General features: G+C 40.5%; 18 protein-coding genes. 5 read left to right on the top strand and 13 right to left on the bottom strand.

The window, feature by feature from the left end:
* Nucleotides 1-3 precede the first annotated feature (3 nt).
* The 8 genes from PP181_RS04595 to PP181_RS04560 form a co-directional block, all read right to left on the bottom strand.
* On the bottom strand, nt 4-2415 hold the full coding sequence (locus PP181_RS04595) for an ABC transporter permease (RefSeq protein ID WP_272636137.1): 2412 nt from the start codon (nt 2413-2415) through the stop codon (nt 4-6).
* Between the two features lie 10 nt (nt 2416-2425).
* Complete coding sequence (locus PP181_RS04590) at nt 2426-4786, bottom strand: ABC transporter permease (protein ID WP_272636136.1); 2361 nt, start codon at nt 4784-4786, stop codon at nt 2426-2428.
* 126 nt (nt 4787-4912) lie between these two features.
* Nucleotides 4913-7348, bottom strand: a complete 2436-nt coding sequence (locus PP181_RS04585; RefSeq protein ID WP_272636135.1) for an ABC transporter permease — start codon at nt 7346-7348, stop codon at nt 4913-4915.
* 252 nt (nt 7349-7600) lie between these two features.
* Entirely contained in the window at nt 7601-9949 is a 2349-nt protein-coding gene (locus PP181_RS04580) for an ABC transporter permease (RefSeq protein ID WP_272636134.1), read from the bottom strand.
* Between the two features lie 3 nt (nt 9950-9952).
* Complete coding sequence (locus tag PP181_RS04575) at nt 9953-10720, bottom strand: head GIN domain-containing protein (protein ID WP_272636133.1); 768 nt, start codon at nt 10718-10720, stop codon at nt 9953-9955.
* A gap of 100 nt (nt 10721-10820) precedes the next feature.
* Nucleotides 10821-11516, bottom strand: coding sequence for an ABC transporter ATP-binding protein (locus PP181_RS04570; protein WP_272636212.1), 696 nt, complete (start codon nt 11514-11516; stop codon nt 10821-10823).
* Between the two features lie 68 nt (nt 11517-11584).
* Entirely contained in the window at nt 11585-12835 is a 1251-nt protein-coding gene (locus PP181_RS04565; protein WP_138256977.1) for an efflux RND transporter periplasmic adaptor subunit, read from the bottom strand.
* Nucleotides 12836-12854: 19 nt separating this feature from the next.
* On the bottom strand, nt 12855-14201 hold the full coding sequence (locus PP181_RS04560; protein ID WP_272636132.1) for a TolC family protein: 1347 nt from the start codon (nt 14199-14201) through the stop codon (nt 12855-12857).
* A gap of 209 nt (nt 14202-14410) precedes the next feature.
* Here PP181_RS04560 and PP181_RS04555 point away from each other — a divergent pair, with 209 nt between their 5' ends.
* Complete coding sequence (locus PP181_RS04555) at nt 14411-15775, top strand: sigma-54-dependent transcriptional regulator (RefSeq protein ID WP_272636131.1); 1365 nt, start codon at nt 14411-14413, stop codon at nt 15773-15775.
* 1 nt (nt 15776) lies between these two features.
* Complete coding sequence (locus PP181_RS04550) at nt 15777-17123, top strand: sensor histidine kinase (protein ID WP_272636130.1); 1347 nt, start codon at nt 15777-15779, stop codon at nt 17121-17123.
* On the opposite strand, the gene PP181_RS04545 is transcribed toward PP181_RS04550, so the two are convergent.
* The 5 genes from PP181_RS04545 to PP181_RS04525 all read right to left on the bottom strand — a co-directional run bounded on the left by PP181_RS04545 (nt 17120) and on the right by PP181_RS04525 (nt 20568).
* Nucleotides 17120-17461 (bottom strand): MGMT family protein, encoded by a 342-nt coding sequence (locus tag PP181_RS04545; RefSeq protein WP_272636129.1) that lies wholly within the window; start codon nt 17459-17461, stop codon nt 17120-17122. The two genes, PP181_RS04550 and PP181_RS04545, sit on opposite strands and share 4 nt — an antisense overlap.
* 1 nt (nt 17462) lies before the next feature.
* Nucleotides 17463-18095, bottom strand: a complete 633-nt coding sequence (locus tag PP181_RS04540; RefSeq protein WP_272636128.1) for a LysE family transporter — start codon at nt 18093-18095, stop codon at nt 17463-17465.
* A gap of 4 nt (nt 18096-18099) precedes the next feature.
* Nucleotides 18100-18768, bottom strand: a complete 669-nt coding sequence (trmB, locus tag PP181_RS04535; protein WP_272636127.1) for a tRNA (guanosine(46)-N7)-methyltransferase TrmB — start codon at nt 18766-18768, stop codon at nt 18100-18102.
* Between the two features lie 46 nt (nt 18769-18814).
* Complete coding sequence (locus tag PP181_RS04530; protein ID WP_419776369.1) at nt 18815-19765, bottom strand: sensor histidine kinase; 951 nt, start codon at nt 19763-19765, stop codon at nt 18815-18817.
* A 116-nt stretch (nt 19766-19881) separates the two neighbouring features.
* On the bottom strand, nt 19882-20568 hold the full coding sequence (locus tag PP181_RS04525; protein WP_138256970.1) for a response regulator transcription factor: 687 nt from the start codon (nt 20566-20568) through the stop codon (nt 19882-19884).
* 282 nt (nt 20569-20850) lie between these two features.
* On the opposite strand from PP181_RS04525, the gene PP181_RS04520 reads away from it, so the two are divergent.
* The 3 genes from PP181_RS04520 to PP181_RS04510 all read left to right on the top strand — a co-directional run bounded on the left by PP181_RS04520 (nt 20851) and on the right by PP181_RS04510 (nt 25663).
* Nucleotides 20851-22248 carry a thrombospondin type 3 repeat-containing protein gene (locus tag PP181_RS04520; protein WP_272636125.1) on the top strand — a complete coding sequence of 466 codons (1398 nt, stop codon included), beginning with the start codon at nt 20851-20853 and terminating at the stop codon, nt 22246-22248.
* Nucleotides 22249-22361: 113 nt separating this feature from the next.
* On the top strand, nt 22362-25199 hold the full coding sequence (locus tag PP181_RS04515; protein WP_272636124.1) for a TonB-dependent receptor: 2838 nt from the start codon (nt 22362-22364) through the stop codon (nt 25197-25199).
* A 155-nt stretch (nt 25200-25354) separates the two neighbouring features.
* Nucleotides 25355-25663 carry a T9SS type A sorting domain-containing protein gene (locus tag PP181_RS04510; protein ID WP_138256967.1) on the top strand — a complete coding sequence of 103 codons (309 nt, stop codon included), beginning with the start codon at nt 25355-25357 and terminating at the stop codon, nt 25661-25663.
* Nucleotides 25664-25780 lie beyond the last annotated feature (117 nt).

The raw sequence follows: 25780 nt of genomic DNA, 5'->3' as shown, positions 1-25780 counted from the left end.
GTGTCACTCCGTGCGTAAACTTTTTACAGGATTTTTTTGCGCAGCATTAAGAGCAACTATTCCAACAAGAACTGAGGTTCCAACAAAAACCAGCAAGCCAACAATTAAAAAGACATACTGCCGTATTTCGATCCTATAGGCAAATCCGTCCAACCACTTATTACTTCCGTAGTAGGCAATTGGCCATCCTATCAACAAAGCAATCACGCTAAAAAAAATGTATTCCTTTACCGTTGTTTTGATAATATGACCGTCTGAAGCACCCAAAACCTTACGAATGCCAATTTCCCTTCTCCTCGCAAGAACCAAGAAAATCGTTATCCCTACAATACCTATAGCGGATAGAAGAATCGCCAAAATATTTAAATGGAAAATCAATTCAAGAGCCTGTTGTTCTTGTTTGTAGAGTCCGGCAAGATTATCATTTAAGAAATTGATTTCTAGAGGAAAACTCTCGTTAAGGCTTTCATATATCTGATTAATCTTGCTTACAACTTCGGCTCTTTGTTTTGGGTCAAAAGATATAATGCTCCTACCGTTCATTCTTACCGCTGGAGATAGTGTTATAAAATAAGGGGTTACCTCCTCCTTTAAAGAAAATAGATTGATATCCTCAAATATACCTCCTATGGTAAATGGAATCCCCACTTGGCCATTCTCGGAAATATATTCGGGTTCTGTAATGACCACGGTCCCAATTAACTCCTCCGTTGAAACATTTTTAGCTTTGGCAAATTTTTCTGCCGCAGTTCTATTTATAATCGTAGTCCTTTCTAATGGGGCATCAACGTTCAGGGTGGTTTCAATACCATAGGCCTTAACGGCCTCATAGTCTAAATACAATTGATTGGCATCATCAAAAATGGCATCTACCCCTTGTAATTGATAAGTACCCTGATTATAGGTTTCAATACCTAAATTAGATCCATTACCCACATATTCTATCTCTGGTATCTGACGCAATTTTTCTTGGAAAGCGTCTAGTTTCTCCCCAGAGGAATAGGCATATAATATACCCTCCCTGTTGAAACCCAGGTCCTTGTCTTGAATATAATTCATCTGTCCGTTCACGAAATAAGAAACAGAAATAATGATAATGAGAATGGCAAACTGACTTATGACCAAATACTTCCGAATTGAAAAATGTTCGAACCTATTGTCCTTTAAATTTTCCTTGAACAGGCTCAACGTCTTTTTGTTGGAGAACAAAATGGCAGGGGCAATACTCGCCAATAGCCCTAAAATTACGGCCAGGGCGACCATCATCACCAAGATTTCGGGGTTGTTTAAGAAATTTTCACTGATCTCCACACCCATCAAATCGTTAAAGTAGGGAACCACTAAATGCATCAAAATCGCCAAAAGCGGTAAGGATATTAATGCCAATACAACCCCCTCGAGCATAAATTGAAATGCGACCGAACTGTTCTTGGCTCCCATGGCTTTTTTAATACCGATAGACTTTCCCTGTTTTGACTTCGTCGCCAAAGTAAAATTTGCATAATTGAACAAGGTGATCAAAAGAATAAACAGGGCAAAACCGGTAATCAAGGTTATAAACGAGTAATTCCCCGGCGTTTTTAATTCATAAAGAATATTCGATTTTAAATGAATATCCTCTATAGGTTGTAAAAAGTGTTTTTTATAATAGGGGTCGTTTACTAAAGTAGGATTAAAGGTCCCCACCGCAGCATTGATTTTTTCGGATATATCGAGATAATTTACATTTTCAGCCAGTCCCAAATAGATTCTACTCCCCCAATAATCAATCCTCGGTTTATTGATGGCTATCGAGAAATCAAAATGGGAGTTGCCGGGAACATCTTCGATTATGGCAGAAACGCTATAATTATCTCCCATTATACTTAGGTTTTGGTCAATAATTTTAGAAAAATCGTCTGAATTATCCCCCACTAGTTTTCTTGCCGTAGTAGCTGTCAAAATAACTTTGTTCAGGTTTTGACCGAAGTCATCCAAGTTCCCTTCCAAAGTTTTCCAAGAAAATAGGTTAACAAATTCTGATGGGGTGTTGGTAGTTAAAAATCCTTTTTCCTGAATCCTCTTTTCATTCGATTCTATATACTCCAAGTTTTCCGAAGTAATAAACTGGGCCGCTGTTTTCACTCCGGGAATATTTTTTAAACCCTTAATGGAATTTAACTGTTCGGCAGCTGTGGACTCGTTCCATCTTTCAAAACCTACAATACTATAATCTTGTGAACGTGTAGTGCGCCCAAGCCTATAAATATTTTCGGAATTTTTGTGATACTCATCGTAACTATACTCATAATCTAGATAGCTTATGGCGATAAATACAACGAACAACCCTGCTACCAAACTAAAAAGATTGAATGCAGTAAAAAATTTATTTCTGATAAATCCCCTAAGGGCTATCTTTAGGCTTGTACGTATCATTATTTTAATTTTATTCTGTTCGTAAACTTTTGATCGGATTGGCCCTTGCAGCCTTTACAGCTTGAAAACTAACCGTTAAAAAAGCGATTAGGAGTGTCAATCCACCGGATATGAAATAGACCCACCATGGGATACTTATCCTAAATGCAAATTCTTCCAGCCAGTTGTTCATAAAATACCATGATACGGGTATAGCGATCAGAATGGATATAAAAACCAACTTTAAAAAATCTTTTGAAAGTAGGCCTGTAATGGTTCTCACGGAAGCACCAAGGACTTTTCGCACCCCAATTTCCTTGATCCTATTTTCCGCAACATAACTTGCCAAACCGAACAAGCCCAGGCAGGAGATAAAAATGGTCAAAAGCGTAAAAATATTGGCGAGTTTCCCCGTCGTACGCTGGTCGTTGAACTTTTTGGCATAAGCGGCGTCCACAAATTCATAGTTAAAGGGATATTCCGGATTGTATTTATTAAAAATCCCTTCGGCCACGGCCAAATTTTGGGCCGTGTTCACCTCTGGGTTCATTCTCATATGAATGACATTGAACCATCCTTTGGCACCTTCTATGACCATAGGTTCTATTTTTTGGAAGGGAGAATTGTAAACAAAGTCCTTCACCACCCCAATAATATGCCAATCTATTCCATTGTCCTTTATTTTCTTACCAATAGGGTCTTCAAAGCCCATTAATTCCAGGGCAGATTGATTTAATATGGCTGCGGTAGAATCTGTTGGATATTTTTGAAGATCAAAATCCCTCCCTTCTATAAGTTCGAGTCCCATCGTATTTACAACATCATCATCTGAAATCAGTCTATGAACAATGGTCTTATCCTGCTCTTTTTTACCTTCCCACTCAAAACCCCAAGTATTGCTCCAACTTTCGGTAATGGGTGAATTGGTCTTGGTTACCGCTGTAAAGGCCCCGGATTCAAGTAATTCGGTCTTTATCAAATCATAATTCTTCTCCATATCACCTTCAAGAGAGCTATAAATCAGGTTGTTCTTAGCGTATGCCAATTGTCTATTTTGAACTTTATGAAGCTGCTGGGTAATTATCAGGGAAGCGGTTATAAGTACTATAGCTACCGAAAATTGAAGAATGACCAACACTTTTCTTGGTGTAACCATCGCATCCACTTTTTTAAAAGTACCCCTTAATACCGATGATGGTTTGAATCCCGATAGATATAGGGCCGGATAACTACCGGCCAACAATCCCGTGAAAATAGTAACCGCTGTAGCCAAGATCCAAAAACCGATACTTGTCAAATCTAAAGAAAGAGGCCTCTCCACCAAATCGTTAAAAGAGGGAAGCAATAACAATACGATAATGACTGCAAAAGTTGCGGAAATGAAGGTAATAAGTACAGATTCTCCTATAAATTGCCCAATCAACAGCTTTCTAGGAGCACCCAATACCTTACGTACACCAACTTCCTTGGATCTCTTTTCACTACGTGCCGTGCTAAGGTTCATAAAATTGATGCAGGCAATAATCAAAATTATTATGGCAATAAGCCCGAACATTCGTATCAGATCAATCCTGCCTCCCTTTTCCACACCATTTTCAAATTCCCCATATAGGTACATACGGGAATACGGGTATAACAGTGTTTTCATATCGGGGGTATCCTTGTCATAATTCTTTCGCAGCGTCGCTATCTTATCAGAAAATTTTTCTGGATCCGTCTTATCTTTTAAAAGTACATACGTGGCTACCGAATTATTTCCCCAGTGTTCATCGTCCCAGCCTTTTTGGGTCAAATAGGACCATGGAATTAAAAACTCAAATGTAAACTGTGTATTTGGCGGTATATCCTTTAATATTCCAGTCACCTTAAAAGTATCCCGGTTTTCAATTTTCACCATTTTACCCATAGGGTCCTGGTTTCCAAAAATCTTTTTCGCCAAGGACTCTGTTACAAGCACCGAATTAACATCGCTCAAAACGGTGTTTAGATCACCCTGAATCAACGGAAATGAGAACATATCCAAAAAATCTGGATCTACCATGGTTCCGGTTGCCTTGATTTTTTGGTCATCCCAAGCGAATAGAAATGTATTGTCATAGAAATAACGGGTTACCTTCTCTACTTCAGGATAATCCTTTTTAATGGCAGGCGCCATTGGTTTTGGTGTGGAATTCCAAGTCCATATTTCCCCTTCAATAGCATATTGGTTATTTACTTCATATAATCGGTCTATTTTATCATGAAATCTATCCACCCCCAACTCATAGTTTACCCAAAGGACAATCAATGTAGTCATGGCCAGGCCAATGGATAATCCAAGGATATTCAAAAGAGAAAAACTTCTGTTTCTGATTAAGTTTCTCCAAGCTATTTTTAGATAGTTTTTTAACATGTTGAAAATCGTTTTTCGATGTTGGTTGCAGGTTCCCTACTCATGGTTAAGGACGAGAAGAGTCGGTTATTGCCAAAAATTAAATTTAAATTCACTGCTAACTGCTAACTGCCAACTGCCAATTGTTTACTCCGTTCTCAAGCTCTTAACAGGATTCACAATCGATGCCTTTATACTCTGATAGCTAACCGTAATCACCGCGACACTAATAGCCAACAAAGCCGCTAATGCGAACACCCACCACGGAATATCAATTTTATAGGAGAAATCCTCTAACCACTTGTCCATAGCATACCATCCTAGTGGCAAAGAAATTAAAATGGCCACGCCCACTAACTTTAAAAAATCCATGGTGAGTTTTACCGAAATTTGCGTTACACTCGCTCCAAGCACTTTTCGTACACCAATTTCCTTAACACGCTTTTCGGCATTGAAGGCAGCTAATCCAAATAATCCCAAACAAGCAATGATAATGGACAGTACGGTGAATATGACAAAAATATTTCCCAATCTACGCTCACTCTGGTAGGAGTCGTTAAAGGAATCGTCCATGAAATAGTAGTTAAAGGGTTCTCCCGGTACAATATTGTTCCATACATTCTCGATTTTTGAAACGGCATTTTCAAAATTGCCCGCCTCAATCTTAATGGCCATGGCATAGGCATTATTGGCCAATCTTAGACTTAATGCATCTATTTCCTCCTTCATGGATTCAAAATGGAAATCCTTAACCACTCCTATGATCGTAAAGAACTCTGGGTTTTCAGCATTGAAGTCAGGTGAATATCTTTCCCCCAAGGCAGTCTCGGGGGTTAGTTTCATTACTTTTACAGCAGTTTCATTGACTATGATCGCCGTTGAATCATTGCCGAAATTTTCATCGAAATTACGACCAGTAACAAATTCGAATCCCATGGTAGGCACATAATCATAATCCACGCCCCAAGTTTGCATACTTACCGCATTTTCCTGATCTGTTAGCCCTTCTTCAGGAACGAAAGTACTATCACTCCGACTGGAAGGCGTTGGAAAAAAACTACTCAATGTGGCGTTTTTAACAAAGCTTAATTGCTTTACCTGTTCCTTGAACGAGTTGGCCTTGCTACCCGCAGTGTAGACATCGTTCACTACTAGTACCTGATCCTTAGAAAACCCAAGATCTTTGCTCTGTATATATTTCAATTGTTGATACACTACCAAAGTGCTGATAATCAAAAACACCGATATGGCAAACTGAAAGACCACTAGAGAGTTCCTTATTTTTCCACCCCCTACACTACTTTGTCCACCTCCCTTTAACACGTTCACGGGAATAAACCTTGACATAAAAAATGCCGGGTAACTTCCTGAAAATAATCCAAGTACAATAACCCCTCCAAAAAGAATCAACCAAAAGAAAGGACTTAGAAACGGAAGTGAAATGTCCTTGTCCGCCAGCTCATTAAAAAAGGGTAGGGCCGATACGGCCAAAACCAGTGCCAAAAGCAACGATATAAAAGATATTAGACCAGACTCTACCAGAAACTGCCTTACCAAATCCCTTTTATTGGAGCCTAAGGTTTTACGGACACCAACCTCCTTGGCCCGTTTCAAGGATTGTGCCGTGGAAAGATTCATGAAATTAACAGAGGCCAAAACCACTAGAAAAACTGCGATAAAGGACAGGATATAAATACTCTGCATATCATTGTTAGAACTCATTTCGGCAACCAAATTGGAGCTTAAATGAATATCGGTCAAAGGAATCGTACTATAAATCAAATAGTTTCCAGCAGCAGCAAATTGTTCTTCGGTAATACCAGGCATAAAACTTTGGGCCCATGGAATTAGATATTTACCTAAGAATCCTTGCAACGGTTCTTTTATACTCTCCACATCTGCAGAGGGAATTAGTTTGAAAAAGGTTTGATAGTTATTACTTCCCCAATTTACGGTCTGAGCATCCTCATTGCCTGCCATAGCCTCGAACAAACTGTAGTCTCTAAGAAAAGAGTTATTGGGTAAATCTTCAATTACCCCTGTAACCGTAAATGGCTCTTCATTGTTCAATATTAAATCTTGACCCACCGCATTGGTCACTCCAAAGTGCTTTTCTGCAGCAGTCCTTGTCATTACGATTGAGTTTGGATTCTTTAAGGCCGTAGTTGGGTCACCAGCCAACAGCTCAATCCCGAACATTTCAAAAAAAGTGGCATCCACAAAAGTAGTTTGCTCCTCCTTGACGTTGGCTTCAGCATCTGCTTTCCTGACCAAAGCACTACCCCGAGTCCTAAACCTGGTAACCACTTCAATTTCAGAAAAATCACTTTGCAAGGCATCTGCCATTGGTGCAGGACTTACGGCATACTTTCGGGCATCGCCTCCAAATTTAATATCCGCATTAATCCTGTAGATTCGGTCTGCATCCTTAAACATGGTATCATAGGTCAATTCATCATAGATATATAATGAAATAAGTAGGGCTCCTGCCATACCAATGGCAAGTCCGAAGGTATTGAGGAAGGTAAAAAATGGTTGCTTTTTTAAACTCCTCCAGGCGATTTTGATGTGATTTTTAAACATGATCGACGATTTTTTGATTGATGCTTCCACTACCTCGGTACAGGTTGACGTAATGGATCATATAATGTTGTGTCCAATTCCGTGCCAATTAGACAATTATTTGTTTTACAGGCACTTGAATAATTTTTCTTTTTAAGGGTGTAAATTTTTTTGACAGAAAGTGTACAGTTTATTTACAGGCAGCTTCTTAAAAAAGCACTATTATCTATTTATAATCAATACATTTAAATCAGAAAACGATATTGTATTGTGCTACTCCGTTCGTAGGCTTTTGACAGGATTCGACGTAGCGGCATTAAATGCTTGAATACTTATAGTTAAAAGTGCGATGGTAACAGCGGCAAATCCCGCAATTATAAACACCCATATATTTATTGATATTCTGTATGCAAAGCCTTCTAGCCAATTCTGCATAAGATACCAAGCGATGGGTACCGCTAGAATAAATGCTAAGACCACAAGCTTTAAAAAGTCCTTTGATAAAAGGCCCACAATCCCTGATATACTTGAACCCAATACTTTTCTGACACCAATCTCCTTTCTACGCTGATCCATAGTAAAGGCGGACAATCCAAAAAGACCAAGACATGAAATGGCAATTGCGATAAGTGCAAAAACCTTTGAAAGATTTCCAATAAGCCTTTCCTTATTAAACTTGGCTTCATAGGCGTCATCCACAAATTCATATTCAAAAGGAAATGCCGGATTGTGTATTTTCAAAACTCCTTCTACTGAGGAAAGTGCCCGCTCGGTAGACACTCCATTTTTTGTTTTAATGTAAAGATATCGAGCCTCAGAAGGGTCATTAAAGAAAATAACAGGGTCACTGGAACCGTACATATCATCATATAAATAATCCTTTACCACCCCAATTACCGGATAATCATTTTCAACTGTTTTTCCAATGGCACTGCCGGGACCCATGAGTTTCGCAAAGGACTCCGTAACTATTATATTGGTGCTATCCTGCGCTGGGTTATCACTAAATCCCCTTCCTTCCACCAATTGCATTCCCATGGTATTGAAAAAATTGGTACTTATTTGACGTATAGAGACCAAAACCCCCTCCGTATCCACACCTCCTTGCCAGGATAGCCCAGAGGTATTATTTCCTCCTGATAAAACTGTAGAGTTACTAACCCCAATATTTTGAATATTGCCAGTGGCAAGCATATCCTCTTCTATAGGATTTAGATTTTTTATAATATCCCCATTCACAGGTATTCTTACTACATTGTCTTTGTCGTATCCAAGATTTCTAGACTTTACATGTTGTACTTGCTGATAAACAATCAATGTGCTTATAATAAAGATAATGGAAACCACAAACTGGGCAGCCACCAACCCCTTACGGATTGCCTTTGCACCTCCAGAGGTCTTAATTGTTCCCTTCAAGACCGAAACAGGTTTGAAGGATGACAGGTAAACAGCGGGATACAATCCGGCCACAATTCCACAAATAAGGACTATAGCCAGAAAAACCATCCAATGTTTGGGGTCGAAAAAACTTATGGTGAGGGACTTTCCAATAATGGTATTAAAATAGGGCAAAACTAGCTTAATCAGCAAAATGCCCAAAAAGGAAGCAAAGAAAGAAGCCAGCAAAGCTTCGGTCATAAATTGGGACAATAATCCTTGCCTACTGGAGCCCAAAACCTTTCTTACACCCACTTCACCTGCTCTTTTTTCACTTCGCGCAGTTGCCAAATTCATGAAGTTGATACAGGCCACCAGTAAAATCACCAAAGCAATTAGACTAAAAAGTTTTACATATACTATTTGCCCGCCAACGTTTATACCTCCTTCAAAAGTTGACCTTAAGTGCCAATCCTTTAATGGATGTAAAAAGGCGTAGATTTCATCGTCTTCGGTTTTGGCAGGTAGGAGTTCCTTTACCTTCCTATTGACCTCATCAAAGTTGGCTTGGGGAGAAAGTTCTACAAAAGTGTCAGCGAAGTTGGAACCATATTCCTTTATCCATGCTTTTCCCTGGGCAAAAATTTCAAACGGAGCGACCCAATCGTATGCGTAAGTTACATTCTTGGGCAAGTCTTTAAATATTCCAGCTATGGTATAAGTTGATTGGTTATTTATCCTAACAGTTTTATTATGTGCCGCTTGACTTTCACCGAATAGGTTTTTTGCCAGGCTTTCAGAAATCAAAATTATATCGGTACTATGAAAATCTACAGCCTTACCCCCTTCTAAAAAATGGAAATCGAACATTTCCAGAAAATCGGGGTCTACGTATCTGCCATTTTTTGTGAACGAGTGGTCCCCTACCTGAAACAATAGATTGTCCGATTTGGTGCGGGCCGCACGAACGATACCGGGAACTTCGTTTTTAAGATTCTCTGCCAAGGGTCCAGGTGTAGCTTCGAAAAACGTTCGCCATTCCCCATCGTATTTCTGATTTGTAGGCAAGTAATATATTTGATCCTGTTTGCTTACATAGGTGTCATAATTGAGTTCATCCTCTACCCATAGCAAAATGATGCAGGCACAAGTAATCCCAATAGACAACCCAAAAATATTAAGTAGTCCATAATCCTTTTTTTTCCAAAGATTACGCCAGGCAATTTTTAGATGGTTCTTAAACATGGCCTAATTCATTTTTTGGATAGTGGCCTCGCCAATAACCAATCCCTTTTTAACTTCGGGCGAACCTTCATAGGCAATGGTAGCTTCGCCAAAGGCCGTGACTTTTAATCGGTCCTTTACCGATAGTCGATAACTACCTTCACCGTAGGCCGTTATTTTTGCTTTATTGCAATTAACATTCAAGGTGTTTACCTTGGTTTCTCCATAAGCGGTAATTTTTTGGCTATCAATACTACCTTCCTTAAGTTCAAGAAAACTTTCCCCATAAATGGTCGTGGACAAGTCACCTAATTTGACTTCGTTAAAATACACTTGAGATTCGCCAAAGATTTTAAGGGTAAATTCATTTTGGTCGATTGTACTTTTACAATTGAATTTTTCCTCTCCGCGCAAAGACAATTCTTTCAGGTTTTTATAAGTAACCGTGGCCTTGACCACTGTGCCGTTATAGATTGGAACTTTGTAATCATAATTATCTCCCTCTATGTCTTTACTTTCCGTGTAGGTCTTGGCGCCATCTAGGTACAGTCTAAGGGTTTTGCCAATAACTTCAATATTCAATTTTGAAAGCGGTTGGGTGCTAGCATGTACTTCAACCAATTCAGTAGTACCTTCTACAAAGGTCACTTCAATATGTGGGCTTACGATCACCTTTTCAAAAGGGTCCACTACTTTTTCCAACTGGGCAGAAACCGATGTAATTGCGAATAAAAAAGTGAATGCAACCGAGATTGTTCTTAGGGAGGGTATCTTACTTTTGAAAATTTTCATGACTGTTCGTTTTTTAATTGTTTTTGATTGTTTTTGATTGACCCTTTGCTTCGACTTGGCTTAGCACAACCTCGATAAGGGCTAGTGAATAAACTCCTTTTTACATCATGGCCCCAATTGCTCGGTTCTGGCTTTCAGTAACGATTTGTCCATCGAATAAGTTAACTACCCTATGCGCATAATGTGAATCCCGGTCCGAATGCGTTACCATGACGATGGTCGTTCCTTCTTGGTTCAGCTCTGTTAGCAAATTCATGACCTCGATACCATTTTTGGAATCTAGGTTACCGGTGGGCTCATCCGCCAATATCAATTTCGGATTGGTTACCACGGCACGGGAAATGGCCACACGTTGTTGTTGTCCACCGGATAATTGCTGCGGAAAATGCTTTTCCCGATGCGCAATTTTCATACGCTCCAGTACTTTCATTACTTTTTCCTTTCGCTCGCTCTTTCCCATTTTTAGATAGATGAGGGGTAGTTCCACATTTTCGTAGACCGTTAGCTCATCGATCAGGTTAAAGCTTTGAAATACAAAACCAAGATTGCCCTTTCGCAGTTGGGTACGCTGGCTTTCCTTGAGTCCGCCCACTTCATGGCCCGCAAAATTGTAACTTCCATCGGTAGGGTTGTCCAACATGCCTATAATGTTCAACAAGGTGGATTTGCCGCAACCCGAAGGCCCCATGATGGCAACAAATTCGCCGTCCTCTACTTTAAGGTTCACGTTATTCAATGCCAAGGTCTCCACTTCCTCGGTACGAAAGCTCTTTTTTAAATTCGTAATAGTTATCATCATCTTTTTTTGATTTTATTGATTGTTATAAAGACACCACGACTGCGCTTGATGTGACACTTTCTAATTTATTTTAGTACGATTCTTTCTGCTTCCCCAAAACTGTCATAATTGCTGGTGATTACTTTTTCACCTGCATCCAATCCTTCAAGCACTTCATAGAATCTTGAGTTTTGTTTCCCAATTCTGATAGGCCTTTTTAACGCTTCTTCCCCGTTTTTACCTACTACAAAAATCCATTGTCCTCCTGTACTTTGGAAAAAGCTTCCTTTTGGTATTAACAAAGCGTCATTGGATTCTCCCAATTGTAATCGTATGTTGTAGCTTTGACCAGTACGTATTGTTTCCGGTTTTTCTTCCGTAAAGACCAAATCTACCCGAAACCTTCCATTGCGGACTTCAGGATACACTTTTCTAACCCGTAAGGGAAATTCATTTCCGTTACGCTCAAGTACAGCGTTCAAATCCCTTTTCACGCGGTCAATGTAATGCTCGTCTATATCCGCTTCAATCTTATAATCCGTTAGCACATTTATTTGACCTATTCGTTGTCCTTGGGAAATATTCTGCCCAATTTCGGCATCCAAAAAGCCCAATTGGCCATCTGCGGGGGCTCTAACATTTAAGTGGTCCAATCTTTGGTAGACCATCCCCAAAGTTTTCTGCATTCTTGCCAAATCATTATCCAAACCCGTCAGGGACGTTTCTCGTAACTCATCATCGTTCTCTGTCTGAAGCTTGATTATTTCATATTGCTTTTGGGACAGCTCATAGTTCTCCTTTGAGGTGAGGTAGGCTTCCTGGGAAATAAGTTCCTCGTCATATAGGGCCTTATTCTGTTCATAATTTCGCTTTAAGCGCTGAAGGTCCGTACTCGCAGTGGCCAAGGACCGCCTACCCTCCACTTGGCGAGAATCAAAGGTCAGTTTTGTAGAACGAAGGTCATTTTGTTTTAGTGCCAAATTACTTTCGCTGGCCAAAATCTGCTCGTACAGGTTCATGTTTTCCAGTTTTAGGATAATGTCCCCCTTTTTGACCATGGCACCTTCCTCGATCAATTTTTCGGTAACCCTTCCACCTTCATAAGCATCCATATAAATGGTGGTGATCGGTGCTACATTCCCGTTTATAGTGATGTAATCATCAAACTTGCCCTGGGACACTTCTGCAATGGAAAGTTTATCCTTTTCTGTTCTAAATGTGGAAATAGAACTGGCAAAAAGCAATTGATACCCCACAAATAACAACAATAACCCCAAAGCTATATACCCGTAGTGTTTGGGTCGCAATCCTTTTTTCTTTTCTAATTTAATATCCATGCTATTCTCTAATCTAATTCTAGTTAATGTTAAATACGGGAAGTCCCCTATAAAAATCCAAAGTGCTTTTATTGATTTCTGATCTTAGTCTTACTTGCAAATTCTCATTTTGCGCACTGGCGAACAGGTTTTTTGCGGTGAACAGTTCTATGGCGTTAATCATGCCTTTCTCGTACCGTTTTTGGGCAATGGTAAAGGACAATCGCTGTGCTTCCATATTTTGCCGACTCTGTTCCGTTTCCACCAATAGTGAATTGTATTCCTGAACCAACTGTTGAATGGTCTGGAAAAGCACTTGCTCCTGAACTTCCAAATTGTTTTCTTGACGTAACCTTTCAATTTTGGCCTGTTTCACCCTTGATCTTGCAGACCATCCATTACTTATGGGAACACTAAGACTGATACCGTAAAACCTAGACGTATTGTCCCTGAACTGTTGACGAAAAGGGAAGGTATTGCCCAGGGAATCCTGAAAGGTTTCAAAGTAACCTGTACCAATACCCGCGAAAAGGCTCAACGACGGATATAGGTTTCCACGGGCAACGCCCACCTGTTTCTTAGCGGCTTGTGCCCGTAGTTCCTGAGCCTTTATCAAAGGCAAAAAATCCCTAGCCTTCTCGTATACGGAATCAGATTCCATGATCCCTAAAACTTGGGCTTCTGCCTTGTGGCCCATATCCGTGATAATTTGAATGTCTGAAGTATTCTCTAGGTTCATTTCCTGTATCAGGGTTAACTTGGCCGCAGCCAATTGGTTTTCTGACTGGGTTAGGTTTAGCTCATCGGCCAATAAAAGGGATTGTGCCTCGTACAAATCGGCACCCGCCATCAATCCCAGTTCAATCTGCTTCTCCACCAGTTTATAATTGGTTTTGGAAACATCTACTTGCTCATTGGCAATGGCTACCAAGCCCTCAAAAAATTGGATGTTGTTAAATGCCTGCATTACCCTAAAGGCCAAAAGATACTTTTGTTGCAACACCTCTTCTTTAGTGGCACTGTACAATAACTTGGACGCCTTAATGGAATTTATTTTTTGAAAACCCCTGAACAAATCGATGTTGGACTGCAACGAATAGCTATTGGAAAAGAAATCCTGAACCACAAAGGTACCCGTATTGGGGTCTTCGGCCCTACCTGAATTAATGGTATAATCTGAATTGGCGTTCAAAACCGGCAACAAGTTACGTACAGACTGTCGATACGTCTCCTTATTTGAAAGATTGGTATATTCAAAATCGTTCAATTGTAAGTTATTTTCCAAGGCATAGGAGATGCATTCATCCAAGGTCCATGACTTTTGCGCCATTAGGGACGTACTCCATAATAAAAAGATAATTAGTAATAATCTTAGAAAATGTATCATACTTTTTTTGCTATGCCAAAAAACATACTATTTACATGCCACAAATACAAAAAATTGATTTTCAATACATTAAAATTTTGGTATGGTGTAAAATAAAAATGTACTGTAAAATAGTTGTACAGATATTGTAAAATATTTTGACACTTACTATAAACCAATCTCCTCTATTTGTAGTTTTATCCGTATCAACCCACAAATTATACCCAATTATGGTGGATGCAAAAATATTGGTCATTGATGACAATAAGAGTGTTTTAAGTGCTTTGGAAATACTATTGCAATTCGAGTATAAGAGCGTGCAGACCATCTCAAACCCCAATCAAATCACGTCCTTTCCAAATTTCAATTCGTTGGACATCATTTTGTTGGACATGAACTTTTCCGCTGGTGTAAATACCGGAAATGAAGGACTTTACTGGCTTCGGGAAATAAAGAAAAAAGCCCCCCACATTTCTGTAATCATGATGACCGCATACGGCGCAATAAACCTTGCCGTAGAAGCTTTAAAGGAAGGGGCATCCGACTTTATCCTAAAGCCTTGGAACAATGAACGGTTATTGACTACCGTAAAATCTGCCTATGAGCTTAGAAAAACACAAAAAGAAGTAGTACAACTTAAAGAGAAGGAAACAAACCTTAAACAGGTAATCAACCAAAATTCCAACTACATCATTGGGAATTCCAAGGCCCTGAACAGGGTGTTATCCCTGGTACGAAAGGTAGCCAAAACCGATGTGAACGTACTGGTTACCGGTGAAAATGGAACCGGTAAAGAGCTTATAGCAAGGGAGTTGCATAAATTATCCGCAAGGCAAAATGAGGTTTTTATTTCTGTAGACATGGGTTCCATTTCGGAAAACTTATTTGAAAGCGAATTATTTGGACACGTTAAAGGTTCTTTTACAGATGCAAAGGAAGATAGGGCCGGAAAATTTGAAGCGGCCAATGGAGGGACCTTATTCCTGGATGAAATAGGCAATCTTTCATTGCAAATGCAAGCCAAATTATTATCCGCCATACAAAACCGGGTTATTGTAAGAGTCGGTTCCAACAAACCCATTCCCATTGATATCAGGCTTATATGTGCGACCAATTGTAATTTGGATAAAATGGTTTCTGATGGCTTGTTTCGCGAAGATCTCCTGTACCGCATAAATACTATTCGGGTAGAAGTACCACCTCTAAGGGAACGAGAGAACGATATACTGGTATTGGCCGATTTCTATTTGAACAAATTCATCAGCAAGTACGGAAAACAGGGGCTGCGAATAAACCAACAGGCCCAAGAAATATTGATGTCCTATGCTTGGCCCGGAAATGTACGCGAATTGCTTCATACCATGGAGAGGGCCGTAATCTTGAGCGAAGGTAATGTTTTAAAGCCTGATGATTTTTTATTGGAACCCAAAAATTCCATTAGCATGGAAAATGTTCCCAGCACTTTAGAGGAAATGGAACTGCTCATGATTACCAACGCCTTGAACAAGCATGATGGTAATTATAGTGCCGCAGCCGAACAATTGGGAATTTCAAGGCAGACGCTATATAACAAGCTTAAAAAATCCTCCAAATAAAATGGTCAGCCGTAATATATATCTTCAGTTGGTTTTAAGGATTGTCTTTATAGTCCTTACCGTTGTAATCTCTACATATCTCTTTTTCAAGGAGAGTTATGTAGGCTGCGGTATTGGCATTTTGATTATAATAGCCCAAACTTCGGCCTTGATCAATTACGTAAACCAGACCAATCGAAAAATAGCCTATTTCTTTGATGCCATCAAAAATGAAGATTTCACACTGAGGTTTCCGGAGAAATTGAGCGTAAAATCCCTGGAAGAGCTTAATCATAGTTTGAACATGCTCAATAACATGATACAGGATATCCATCTAAAGAAGCAGGCCCAAGAGCAATACTATCAGGAAATACTCAGGCAAGCGGATATTGGAATTTTCACCATAAATCCAAAGGGGCATATCCTTTTTGCCAACCCAACAGTGCAAGAGCTGCTCAACTACAGGCCATTGAACCATATAAAACAGTTGAACCAGGTAGACCAAGAGCTATACCAGCTCTTTCAAAAATTAGAACCCTTTGAAAATAGAATCTATCAACTTGGAAATGAACGGGGAAAACGGGATTTAAGTATTAAATGTACCCCATTGACCATTGAAGGACAAGATTTATTATTGGTTGTGGTGCACGATATACATCGGGAATTGGACGAAAAGGAAACGGATTCTTGGGTAAAACTGATTCGGGTTCTCACCCACGAAATCATGAACACCATTACTCCTATCACCTCAATTTCGGAATCCATCCTTAAGTATTTCAAGAAGGGAAGTTCCAATACCCATCCTACCGAATTTAGCAAAGACCAAATAAAAAATACGGCAAAAGGATTGGAGGTAATCAAGGACCAAGGGAATGACCTTATGAGTTTTGTTCAATCCTACCGTAAATTCCTTAGTGTACCAGAGCCAGAAAAAGAGCTTGTTTCCGCCAAAAAACTTTTGGAAAGGGTAAAGCTTTTGTTAGAGGAACAGACGGATGAAAATCCGGTAAAAATAGAAATTGGGGTCCACCCGAAAGAACTGGAACTTTATATTGATTCCCAACAAATATCGCAAGTGTTGCTAAATCTGGGCAAGAATGCCAAACAATCCATGGAAGGTCAAGAAAATGGAAGGATAAAATTCATTTGTGGTATCAACGAAATGAACAAGAAGTATATACAGGTCTGGGATAATGGAGCAGGAATCCCTCCTGAATTGTTAAATGAAATTTTTGTTCCCTTCTTCACTACAAAAAATTCCGGAACAGGTATCGGGCTAAGTCTTTCCAAACAAATCATGCGATTGCACGGGGGAAGCATACAGGTGCTTTCAGATGAAAACACAGTATTTACCTTGATCTTTGATTAATTGGTTTCTCTCAATTCTTTCCAAGGATCCCAAAAATGTTTTTCCAAATCCTGTATCTGGTTGTCCCTGACCTTAACACCTTCACTTTCCAACAATTGCTGCATGAGATTTGTTCCCTCAAAATGGTGCTTTCCCGTTAAAAGTCCCGCTTTGTTGACCACCCTATGGGCGGGAATGTCGTCCCTGGTATGGGAAGCGTTCATGGCCCACCCTACCATTCTGGCACTGCGGGCGGCCCCTAGATATTTGGCAATGGCACCATAGGAGGTAACCCTACCATACGGAATTTGCATGGCGACCTCGTAGACCTTTTCAAAAAAATTATCGTTATCTGCCATATCACTGCCTGTTTAGCACCCGTACCACGGTGATGATCAACAAAAGTACCATGAGAAAGGAAAGGATGTAGTTCGCATTTTTTTCAAACCGATTTGTCTTGTGCTCCAATTTGTCAAAGTAAAAAACGTACAGGTACAGCACCGAAAACGTGCCCAAACCGGCCGCCAGAACAAAAATGGCAATATCCAAAAACATGAACTTGATCCAGCCCGATGCATTCCACATAATATTGAGTCCGCTGTAGTAGGGAATGGTCAAAAAATTAAGGGTTGCCAAAAACATACCCTTGAGGTAGCTGTTTCGCTTACTGATTTTGATGGCCTTGATCTTGGTTTTTTTATTACGTTTTCCCGCTACAAAAAAATAGACCGCCAAAGCTGCAAAGACAGCAATGGCAACTTCCAAAAGACGGGAAACAACTTCAGGATTCCTATCCAAAAATTTAGAGATGAATACCGCAATGGTGGCCTGCAACATAATAACGGTGGACACGCCCAAACTAAAGATAACACCGTTCAATTTATCCTTTTCCACACTGGTCTTGGCGGCATTTAAATTGAGAAGCCCCGGCGGTACCGTGGCCATAAAGGCCGCCGAATAGGTAGCGAAGAAAAGAATGAGTAAATGTTGCATCTACTTAGTGTATCCTAAATTGGATATAGGTTATGGGTTTGCCTTTCTCAAGATACTGATTTTCATAGAATGTCTGAATTTCCAGAACATCCTTGGGACTGCCCTCATTTTTATACACATCGTGATTGGCGTAGACAACCTCCAGTCCCAAACCATGCAGGAGTCCCAAGGTATACCCGTGCATGAATTCGCTATCGGTCTTTAGGTGCATCAATCCATTGGGTACCAAAATACGCTTGTACTTTTCCAAAAAGGCCGCGTTGGTCATCCTATGCTTGGTCCTTTTGTACTTTATTTGGGGATCGGGAAAGGTGATCCATATTTCCGAGACCTCTTCCTTACCGAACAAAAGGTCCACCAGTTCTATTTGGGTCCGTAAGAAAGCGACATTTTGCAAACCTTCCTCCAAGGCGGTTTTGGCTCCCCTCCAAAATCGGGCTCCCTTAATATCGATCCCTATGAAATTTTTATTGGGATTTTTTTTTGCCAGTCCTACCGTATATTCGCCCTTACCGCAGCCCAGTTCCAAAACAATTGGGTTATTGTTTTTAAAGTGTTCCTTCCAATTTCCTTTTAGTACAAAACCATCGGTAACTTCTTGCCGAGTTGGCTGTATCACATTTGAAAAGGTTTCGTTCTCCTTGAATCTTTTTAGCTTGTTCTTGCTGCCCACTTGGTTCCTTTTATAATGGCAAAGCTAAGAAAATTGATTCCGGTCACTATTTTTTGGGGTTGGTATTTTCGGTTTTACTTTTCTCCAGGGTGAAGGAAAATTCGGAGCCCACATCCTCAGAACTTTCCACGTAGATTTTTTCACCGTGTGCCTCTATTACATGCTTTACGATAGATAGACCCAGGCCACTTCCTCCTTCCTTTCTACTTCCACTAGGGTCCACCCTATAGAAACGTTCGAACAATCTGGGCAGGTGATTCGCCGGGATGCCCTCGCCGTTATCGGTTACCCGAACTATAACTTTATTCTTGACCAAATTCTCCACACTTACCTCCGTAGTACCGTTCTCGTTACCATATTTAATGGAGTTTACTAAGAGATTGGTCAATACCTGCTGGATTTTTTCCTTATCGGCATATACCATGATCGGATTGGGATAGGCCATATCAAAGGTGAGGACAATTTTCTTTTTGCTGGCCTTCATTTCCAAGAGGTCGAACACATTTTGAATGAGCTCCACAATATTGAAATTCTCCTTTTCCAAACGCAGATCGCCCACTTCTAGTTTGGTGATCAAATCCAGGTCCCGTACAATGTAAATAAGTCGCTCCACTGCCTTGTTGGCCCTGGAAATATATTTTCTTCGGATATTTTTGTCCTCTATGGCCCCGTCCAAAAGCGTTTCCAGATAGCCCTGTGCGGTAAACAATGGAGTCTTTAGCTCGTGCGACACATTGCCCAAAAAATCCTTACGATACTCTTCCCTGATCTTAAGCGTATCGATTTCTATCTTCTTGTCCTTGGCGAATTTCTCAATTTCCGCGGTCAAGGTGCGCATGTCGGTAGTTACGGGGTTGGTTGCCAAGGGCGTGGACTCCAACAGTTCCACATCGTCATATATTTTCTTGATACGGCGGTATATGAAGCGTTCAATTCTGAACTGAAGGGCCCCGAAAGAAAAAATAAAAATTAGCAAGGAGGCAATGGCCAAAAACATCCAGTTCATCATATTGAAGAGCCACAGCAGACTCCCAATAACAAAAAAGGAAATAACGCCTATATAGAAAGCAGACCTGAAGGCAAATCTATAGGACTTTTTGGATCGAATGGCCATTATAATACAAACTTATAGCCTACCCCTTTAACGGTCTTAAAATGATCTTCACCTATTTTTTCCCGTAGCTTACGGATGTGTACATCGATGGTCCTTCCGCCAACGACCACCTCATTGCCCCAGACCTTATCCAAAATTACCTCGCGTTTGAAGACTTTATTGGGCTTTGAGGTCAACAGGGCCAAAAGTTCAAACTCCTTGCGGGGTAGGATTATTTCCTCGCCCTGATTAATGATCTTGTATTCTTCCCTGTTGATAACAATGTCACCAACTTTTGTAATATCCTCCCTGGGACCCTCCTCTTTGGATAACCTTCTTAAGAGCGCATTTACTTTGCTCACCAATACCTTTGGCTTTATGGGCTTGGTAATGTAGTCATCGGCCCCGGCATCAAAACCGGCCACTTGGGAGTAATCCTCTCCGCGTGCGGTCAAGAAGGTAATTATGGTATTTTCCAATCCGGGTGTCTTCCGCATGATTTCACAGGCCTCAATACCGTCCATTTCGGGCATCATAACGTCCAGAATAATCAGATCCGGTTGCTTCTTTTTTGCTTTGGATACGCCCTCCGCACCGTTTTTGGCCGTGATTATCTCATATCCTTCAGAAGAAAGGTTATAACTCAAAATCTCCAAAATATCCGGTTCGTCATCCACTAAAAGTATGGTAATATCCTTTTTCTTCATCTTTTCCTTTGGTTTGGTCTTTTTAGGTCCGAGTCAACTAAAAGTATTAAAAAGCAACGGTTTAGCAGTATCCCCGATCGATTTTTGGACGTGTTAATTTTTCAAAAGTACAGATTAAACCCGTATGACAAAATCGCTTAACGTTGATTTAATATAGTAACGTTTAGGTAACATTTTTGCAAAACACATTTAACTTGACCGTAACCCGACTTTTACAACCCCTATCGTTCTTTGCGACGTAAATCAAATTAAACTATTATGAAAATTAAAAACGTAAATTCTATGAAAAAGCTCTTGGGTCTTTCCCTTATATGTTTTTCATTGGCCTTTGTTGCCTGTAGCGACGATGATGGTCCTATTGATCCTGTCGTTATTACAGATGAGGATTTTGACAATGATGGTGTAAACAACGATGTGGACAACTGTCCAGGGACAGCGAATCCAGACCAGGCCGATTCTGATGGTGATGGTATAGGTGATGTTTGTGACCCAACCAATAATGGTGCCACTGACCCTGTTGGACAAACTGTTGTAGTGGATAGCGATATTACAGAAGACACTACCTGGAGTGCCGATAATCTTTATAATTTGGATGGTAGGGTATTCGTTACCAACGGTGCTACTCTGACCATTGAAGCTGGTGTTATCATCAAAGCAAACGCAGGTTCCGGTGTAAACGCATCTGCGCTTATCGTAACAAGAGGAAGTAAGATTGAAGCGGTAGGTACTGCCAACGCTCCAATTATTTTTACATCTGCGTCAGACAACATCGCTTACGGCGAAACTGCTGGTACTAACTTAACCGAAAATGATAGAGGTCTTTGGGGAGGTTTGATCGTTTTAGGTAACGCTCCCGCTTCTTTTGATGGTGATGCCGTTGCAGCACAAATTGAAGGGTTGCCAACAGATACGGATGGTGATAAAGGTTTATATGGCGGTACTGATCCAGCCGATGATTCCGGTACGCTTCAATATATCTCTATTCGTCATGGTGGCGCCTTGATCGGGGAAGGAAATGAAATCAATGGTCTTACTTTGGGAGCCGTTGGTACAGGAACTACTATTGACAATATTGAAGTTGTAGGTAATGTGGATGACGGCATCGAATTTTTTGGTGGTACGGTAAACGCTACTAACCTTTTCGTTTGGGCACAAGGCGATGACGGTTTGGATATTGATCAAGCCTATTCCGGTACCATCGATAATGCCATGGTCGTTCAGGGAGCTATTTCCGATCACGCCTTGGAAATTGATGGTCCTGAAGGGTCGCTACAGGGAGCTTATACATTAACAAATGCTACTTTGGTTGGTCTATCCAACAATGTTGAAAATGGAGAAATAGCTGACTTCCGTTCCAATGCACAAGGTACCAATAGTAATATTTTGGTTACCGGTTTTACAGGAATAGGTACAGACTTACAACTTTCAGATGTAGAATTGGATAACGCTGGTGTTGCCGCCAACTACACAGCTGGAACTTTAGTTTTCACTAATTGGGAAATCGTATTGCCCACAGGTGTAACTACCTCTGCTGAAATCTTCAATGATACTACGGATAGTACAACGTTTGAAGCTGATGCCGCTACCTTCTCTTCGGCTGTAACCGAGGGTACAACCGGAGCGGATACTTCTGCTTTTGCTTGGACATACTCCAATGCCAAGGCAAGTTTAGGCTTCTAACAAATACATAAAATCAAGTATATATACTTTAAATTAAACAGTTGCTCGTCTTACGATTTTGGTAAGACGAGCAACTTAATTTCTATAAGAATACCTGTTATAACTCAACTCACATGAAAATTAAATCGCTTTTAGTTTTACTTGCCGCATTTTCCATACAGTCCATTTTTGCACAAGATGGCATTATTTCGGGAACAGTGATGGATGGTGAATTTAATGACGTATTGCCTTTTGCGAATATTACCATAAAAGGCACTACCAAAGGAACGACCTCGGATTTTGATGGAAAATACGCTTTGGAGCTAGAGCCCGGAACATACACGGTAGTATTTTCGTTTTTAGGATATGAGACCAAGGAAATCTCCGAGGTAGTCATTGCCCAAGGTGCGGAGGAAATAATCGACGTTACCTTGAACCCGCTTCCAAACGCTTTGGACGAAGTGGTGGTAACCACTACGATTTCCAAAAACACGGAGGCCTCCGTTCTGAATCTACAAAAGAACTCGGTAGCCCTTCTGGATGGTCTGTCCATTCAAAGTATTAAAAAATCAGGTGCGGGAGACATCGCCAGTGCCATAAAGGCCGTGCCCGGTGTATCCGTACAGGGAGGAAAATTTGTCTATGTTAGGGGTTTAGGTGACAGATATACAAAGTCCATTCTTAATGGTGTGGACGTACCCGGATTGGATCCAGATAGGAACACTCTTCAATTGGATATCTTCCCTACCAATATCTTGGACAACATTATTGTGGTAAAATCCGCAACGGCTGACCAACCGGCCGACTTTACGGGAGGTGTTGTGGATATTGTGACCAAAGATTTCCCTTCAAGGGCCGAGTACAGCGTGTCAGCAGGTCTTGGGTATAATTCTTCCATGCATTTTAAGGACAATTATTTGACTTATGATGGCAGTGTTTCAGACCCCTTGGGATATGATGGAGGAAAGCGGGATTTGCCCATTTCACAAAATTTTGAAACCCTATTGCCACAACAAAATGGACAGGTTGCTAGAATTACCACACAATTGTTCGACTCCAACTTAAAGGCCCTACAGGAGCAAAGCGGTATGGATTTCAGTTTTGGCCTTACGGCCGGAAACCAATACAATGCGAATGAGGATGGCACCAAAAAAATTGGCTATTTGGCATCCCTATCCTATAGAAACAATACGGAGTTTTACGAAAACATTGTCAACGGTCAAGTCTTTCGCAAACAAGATCAAGACCCCTCCGTTTTGGAATTGATTGACGATAGAACACAGTCCGGCGACGTGGGTGTCAATAATGTACTGATTAGTGGTTTAGCTGGTGTTTCCTTTAAAGGCAGGACATCCAAATACAAATTGAATGTTTTACACATACAGAATGGGGAATCAAGCGCAGGCTATATTAGGCAAGATAATTTCAGTGTAAATTCCAATACGATTTTTAAGGATGTACTGACCTATACACAACGATCCATTACCAACGCATTATTAAATGGCGAGCATTCAAATGAGGATGGTTCTTGGAAAGTTTCTTGGAAATTGTCACCAACCTTCTCAAAAATATACGATAAAGACCTAAGAACAACACCGTTCAGGTTCAATACAGAAACTGGAAACTTTTCCATCTCTCCCAGTGAATCTGGTGAACCTAGCAGGATTTGGAGGGATTTAGAGGAAATCAATCTCGCAGGAAAACTGGATTTTTCTAGAAGGCATCAATTTTTTGGTAGGGAGGCGAAATTAAAGTTTGGGGGAGCCTACACTTTGAAACAACGGGAGTTTGTGGTTGATCAGTTTTCTCACCCCGTACAATCAAGACAAGGTAATTTCAGCTTGGGCTTTGGCGGCGATGCGGACCAGGTATTGGCCCCTGAAAATATCTATGACCCAAGTACTGGCGAAGGAACCTTTGTGCGCAGGGATTCCAATATTTCTGATTCCTTTGACTCCGAAATGTCCGTAGCCGCCGGATATGTTGGTGATGAATTTAAACTATCGGAAAGACTGAACGCCATACTGGGCGTACGTTTTGAGAAGTTCGACCTTTATTATTCTGGCATTAACCAGGACGGGGAGGTTTTTGACAATGTGAACCTTTTGGACAAGGCAGATTTCTTTCCATCGGCCAACCTGATTTACGACCTTAACGAAGAGGCAAGTAGGAAATTTAGGGCTTCCTTCAGCAGCACCACGGCAAGACCTTCTTTCAAGGAAGCTTCCAATGCCCAGATTTTTGATCCTGTTTCCAGTACCTTTTTTATTGGAAATATCAATATCCAGCCTACCTATATAAATAACTTTGATTTACGGTTTGAAGCCTATGGCGAAAGGACCAATTTCTTTGCTGCTAGTGCCTTTGCAAAGACCTTTGATGATCCCATTGAACTTTCTTTCATCCGGGAGGCACGGGGTCAGTTCATTCCCCTGAACTTGGGAGATGCCGTGGTTTTTGGTGGTGAGCTGGAATTTAGAAGAAGTATGGACTTTATTCCTGGCTGGCAGGATTTTTCCTTTAACGCCAATGTTTCCTTAATCGAGTCCCGTCAATCCTTTAGTGAAGATGAGGAGGAGGCAAGAAGGGACAACTTGAGGGAAGGTGAGGAATTTAAGGATTATAGAACATTGCAAGGCCAATCACCCTTTCTGTTAAACGTTGGATTCAACTATGACAACAATGACAATGGATGGCAAGGTGGCCTAGTCTATAATGTTCAAGGGAAAACCTTGGAAATTGTAGGAAATGGGGATATTCCAGATGTATTTACCCTGCCCTTTCACAATCTTAAATTCAATTTGAGCAAAGAGTTTGGCGAGGAGAAAAACAGCAAACTGACCCTTCGTTTTGAAAACGTGCTAAATGACAAGATTGAAAGCGTGTACCAATCCTTTGGTGCTACGGATAGGCTATTTTCATCTAGATATCCAGGTCAGGCCATCTCCTTGGGATATAGCTATCAATTTTAATATTGATTAAAGAATTTAAAAAAGCCCGTCCCGATACCATTCGTGGACGGGCTTTTTGCATTTCATCGAAAAATTTAAAGAAAGAGTCCTATCCTATTGACGTCCAGAGGCTATAATTCCTATATTTGTGGCATAGCATTTGTAACCTGCTATATATGAAGCAACTTTACCTTGTTATTTTCTTTCTTTTTTGTGCTGTTGGTTTTGGACAAAGTCCAAAAAACCAAGGGGATATAGAAGGTTTTAGCATGTATCCAAACCCGGTTACGAATGGTAAGGTCTATATTACAACGGCCAACAATAGTCCTAAGGAAATTTTTATTTATGATGTTTTTGGAACATTGATATTAAAAACGACCATTCTAGGGAAGGAACTCTCCCTAAACGATATGGATGCCGGAGTATACGTTCTACGCGTATTTGAAAAGGACAAAATGGCCACCAGAAAGCTTATCGTCAAGTAAGTTTTACTCTTATATCTTATTTATTTCTTGTCGATAATCGGTATGAAAAATCCGATGTATTGCAAGTGCTATCTTGTTGACATACAAAATAATATCGTTTACAACATTTTTATATTG

This window comes from Maribacter sp. PR66, from assembly GCF_028464205.1.
In the GTDB taxonomy this organism is placed as follows: Bacteria; Bacteroidota; Bacteroidia; order Flavobacteriales; family Flavobacteriaceae; genus Maribacter; species Maribacter flavus.
Note: the sequence above shows the minus strand (reverse complement) of the source record. Positions and strands in the feature narration are given on the sequence as shown.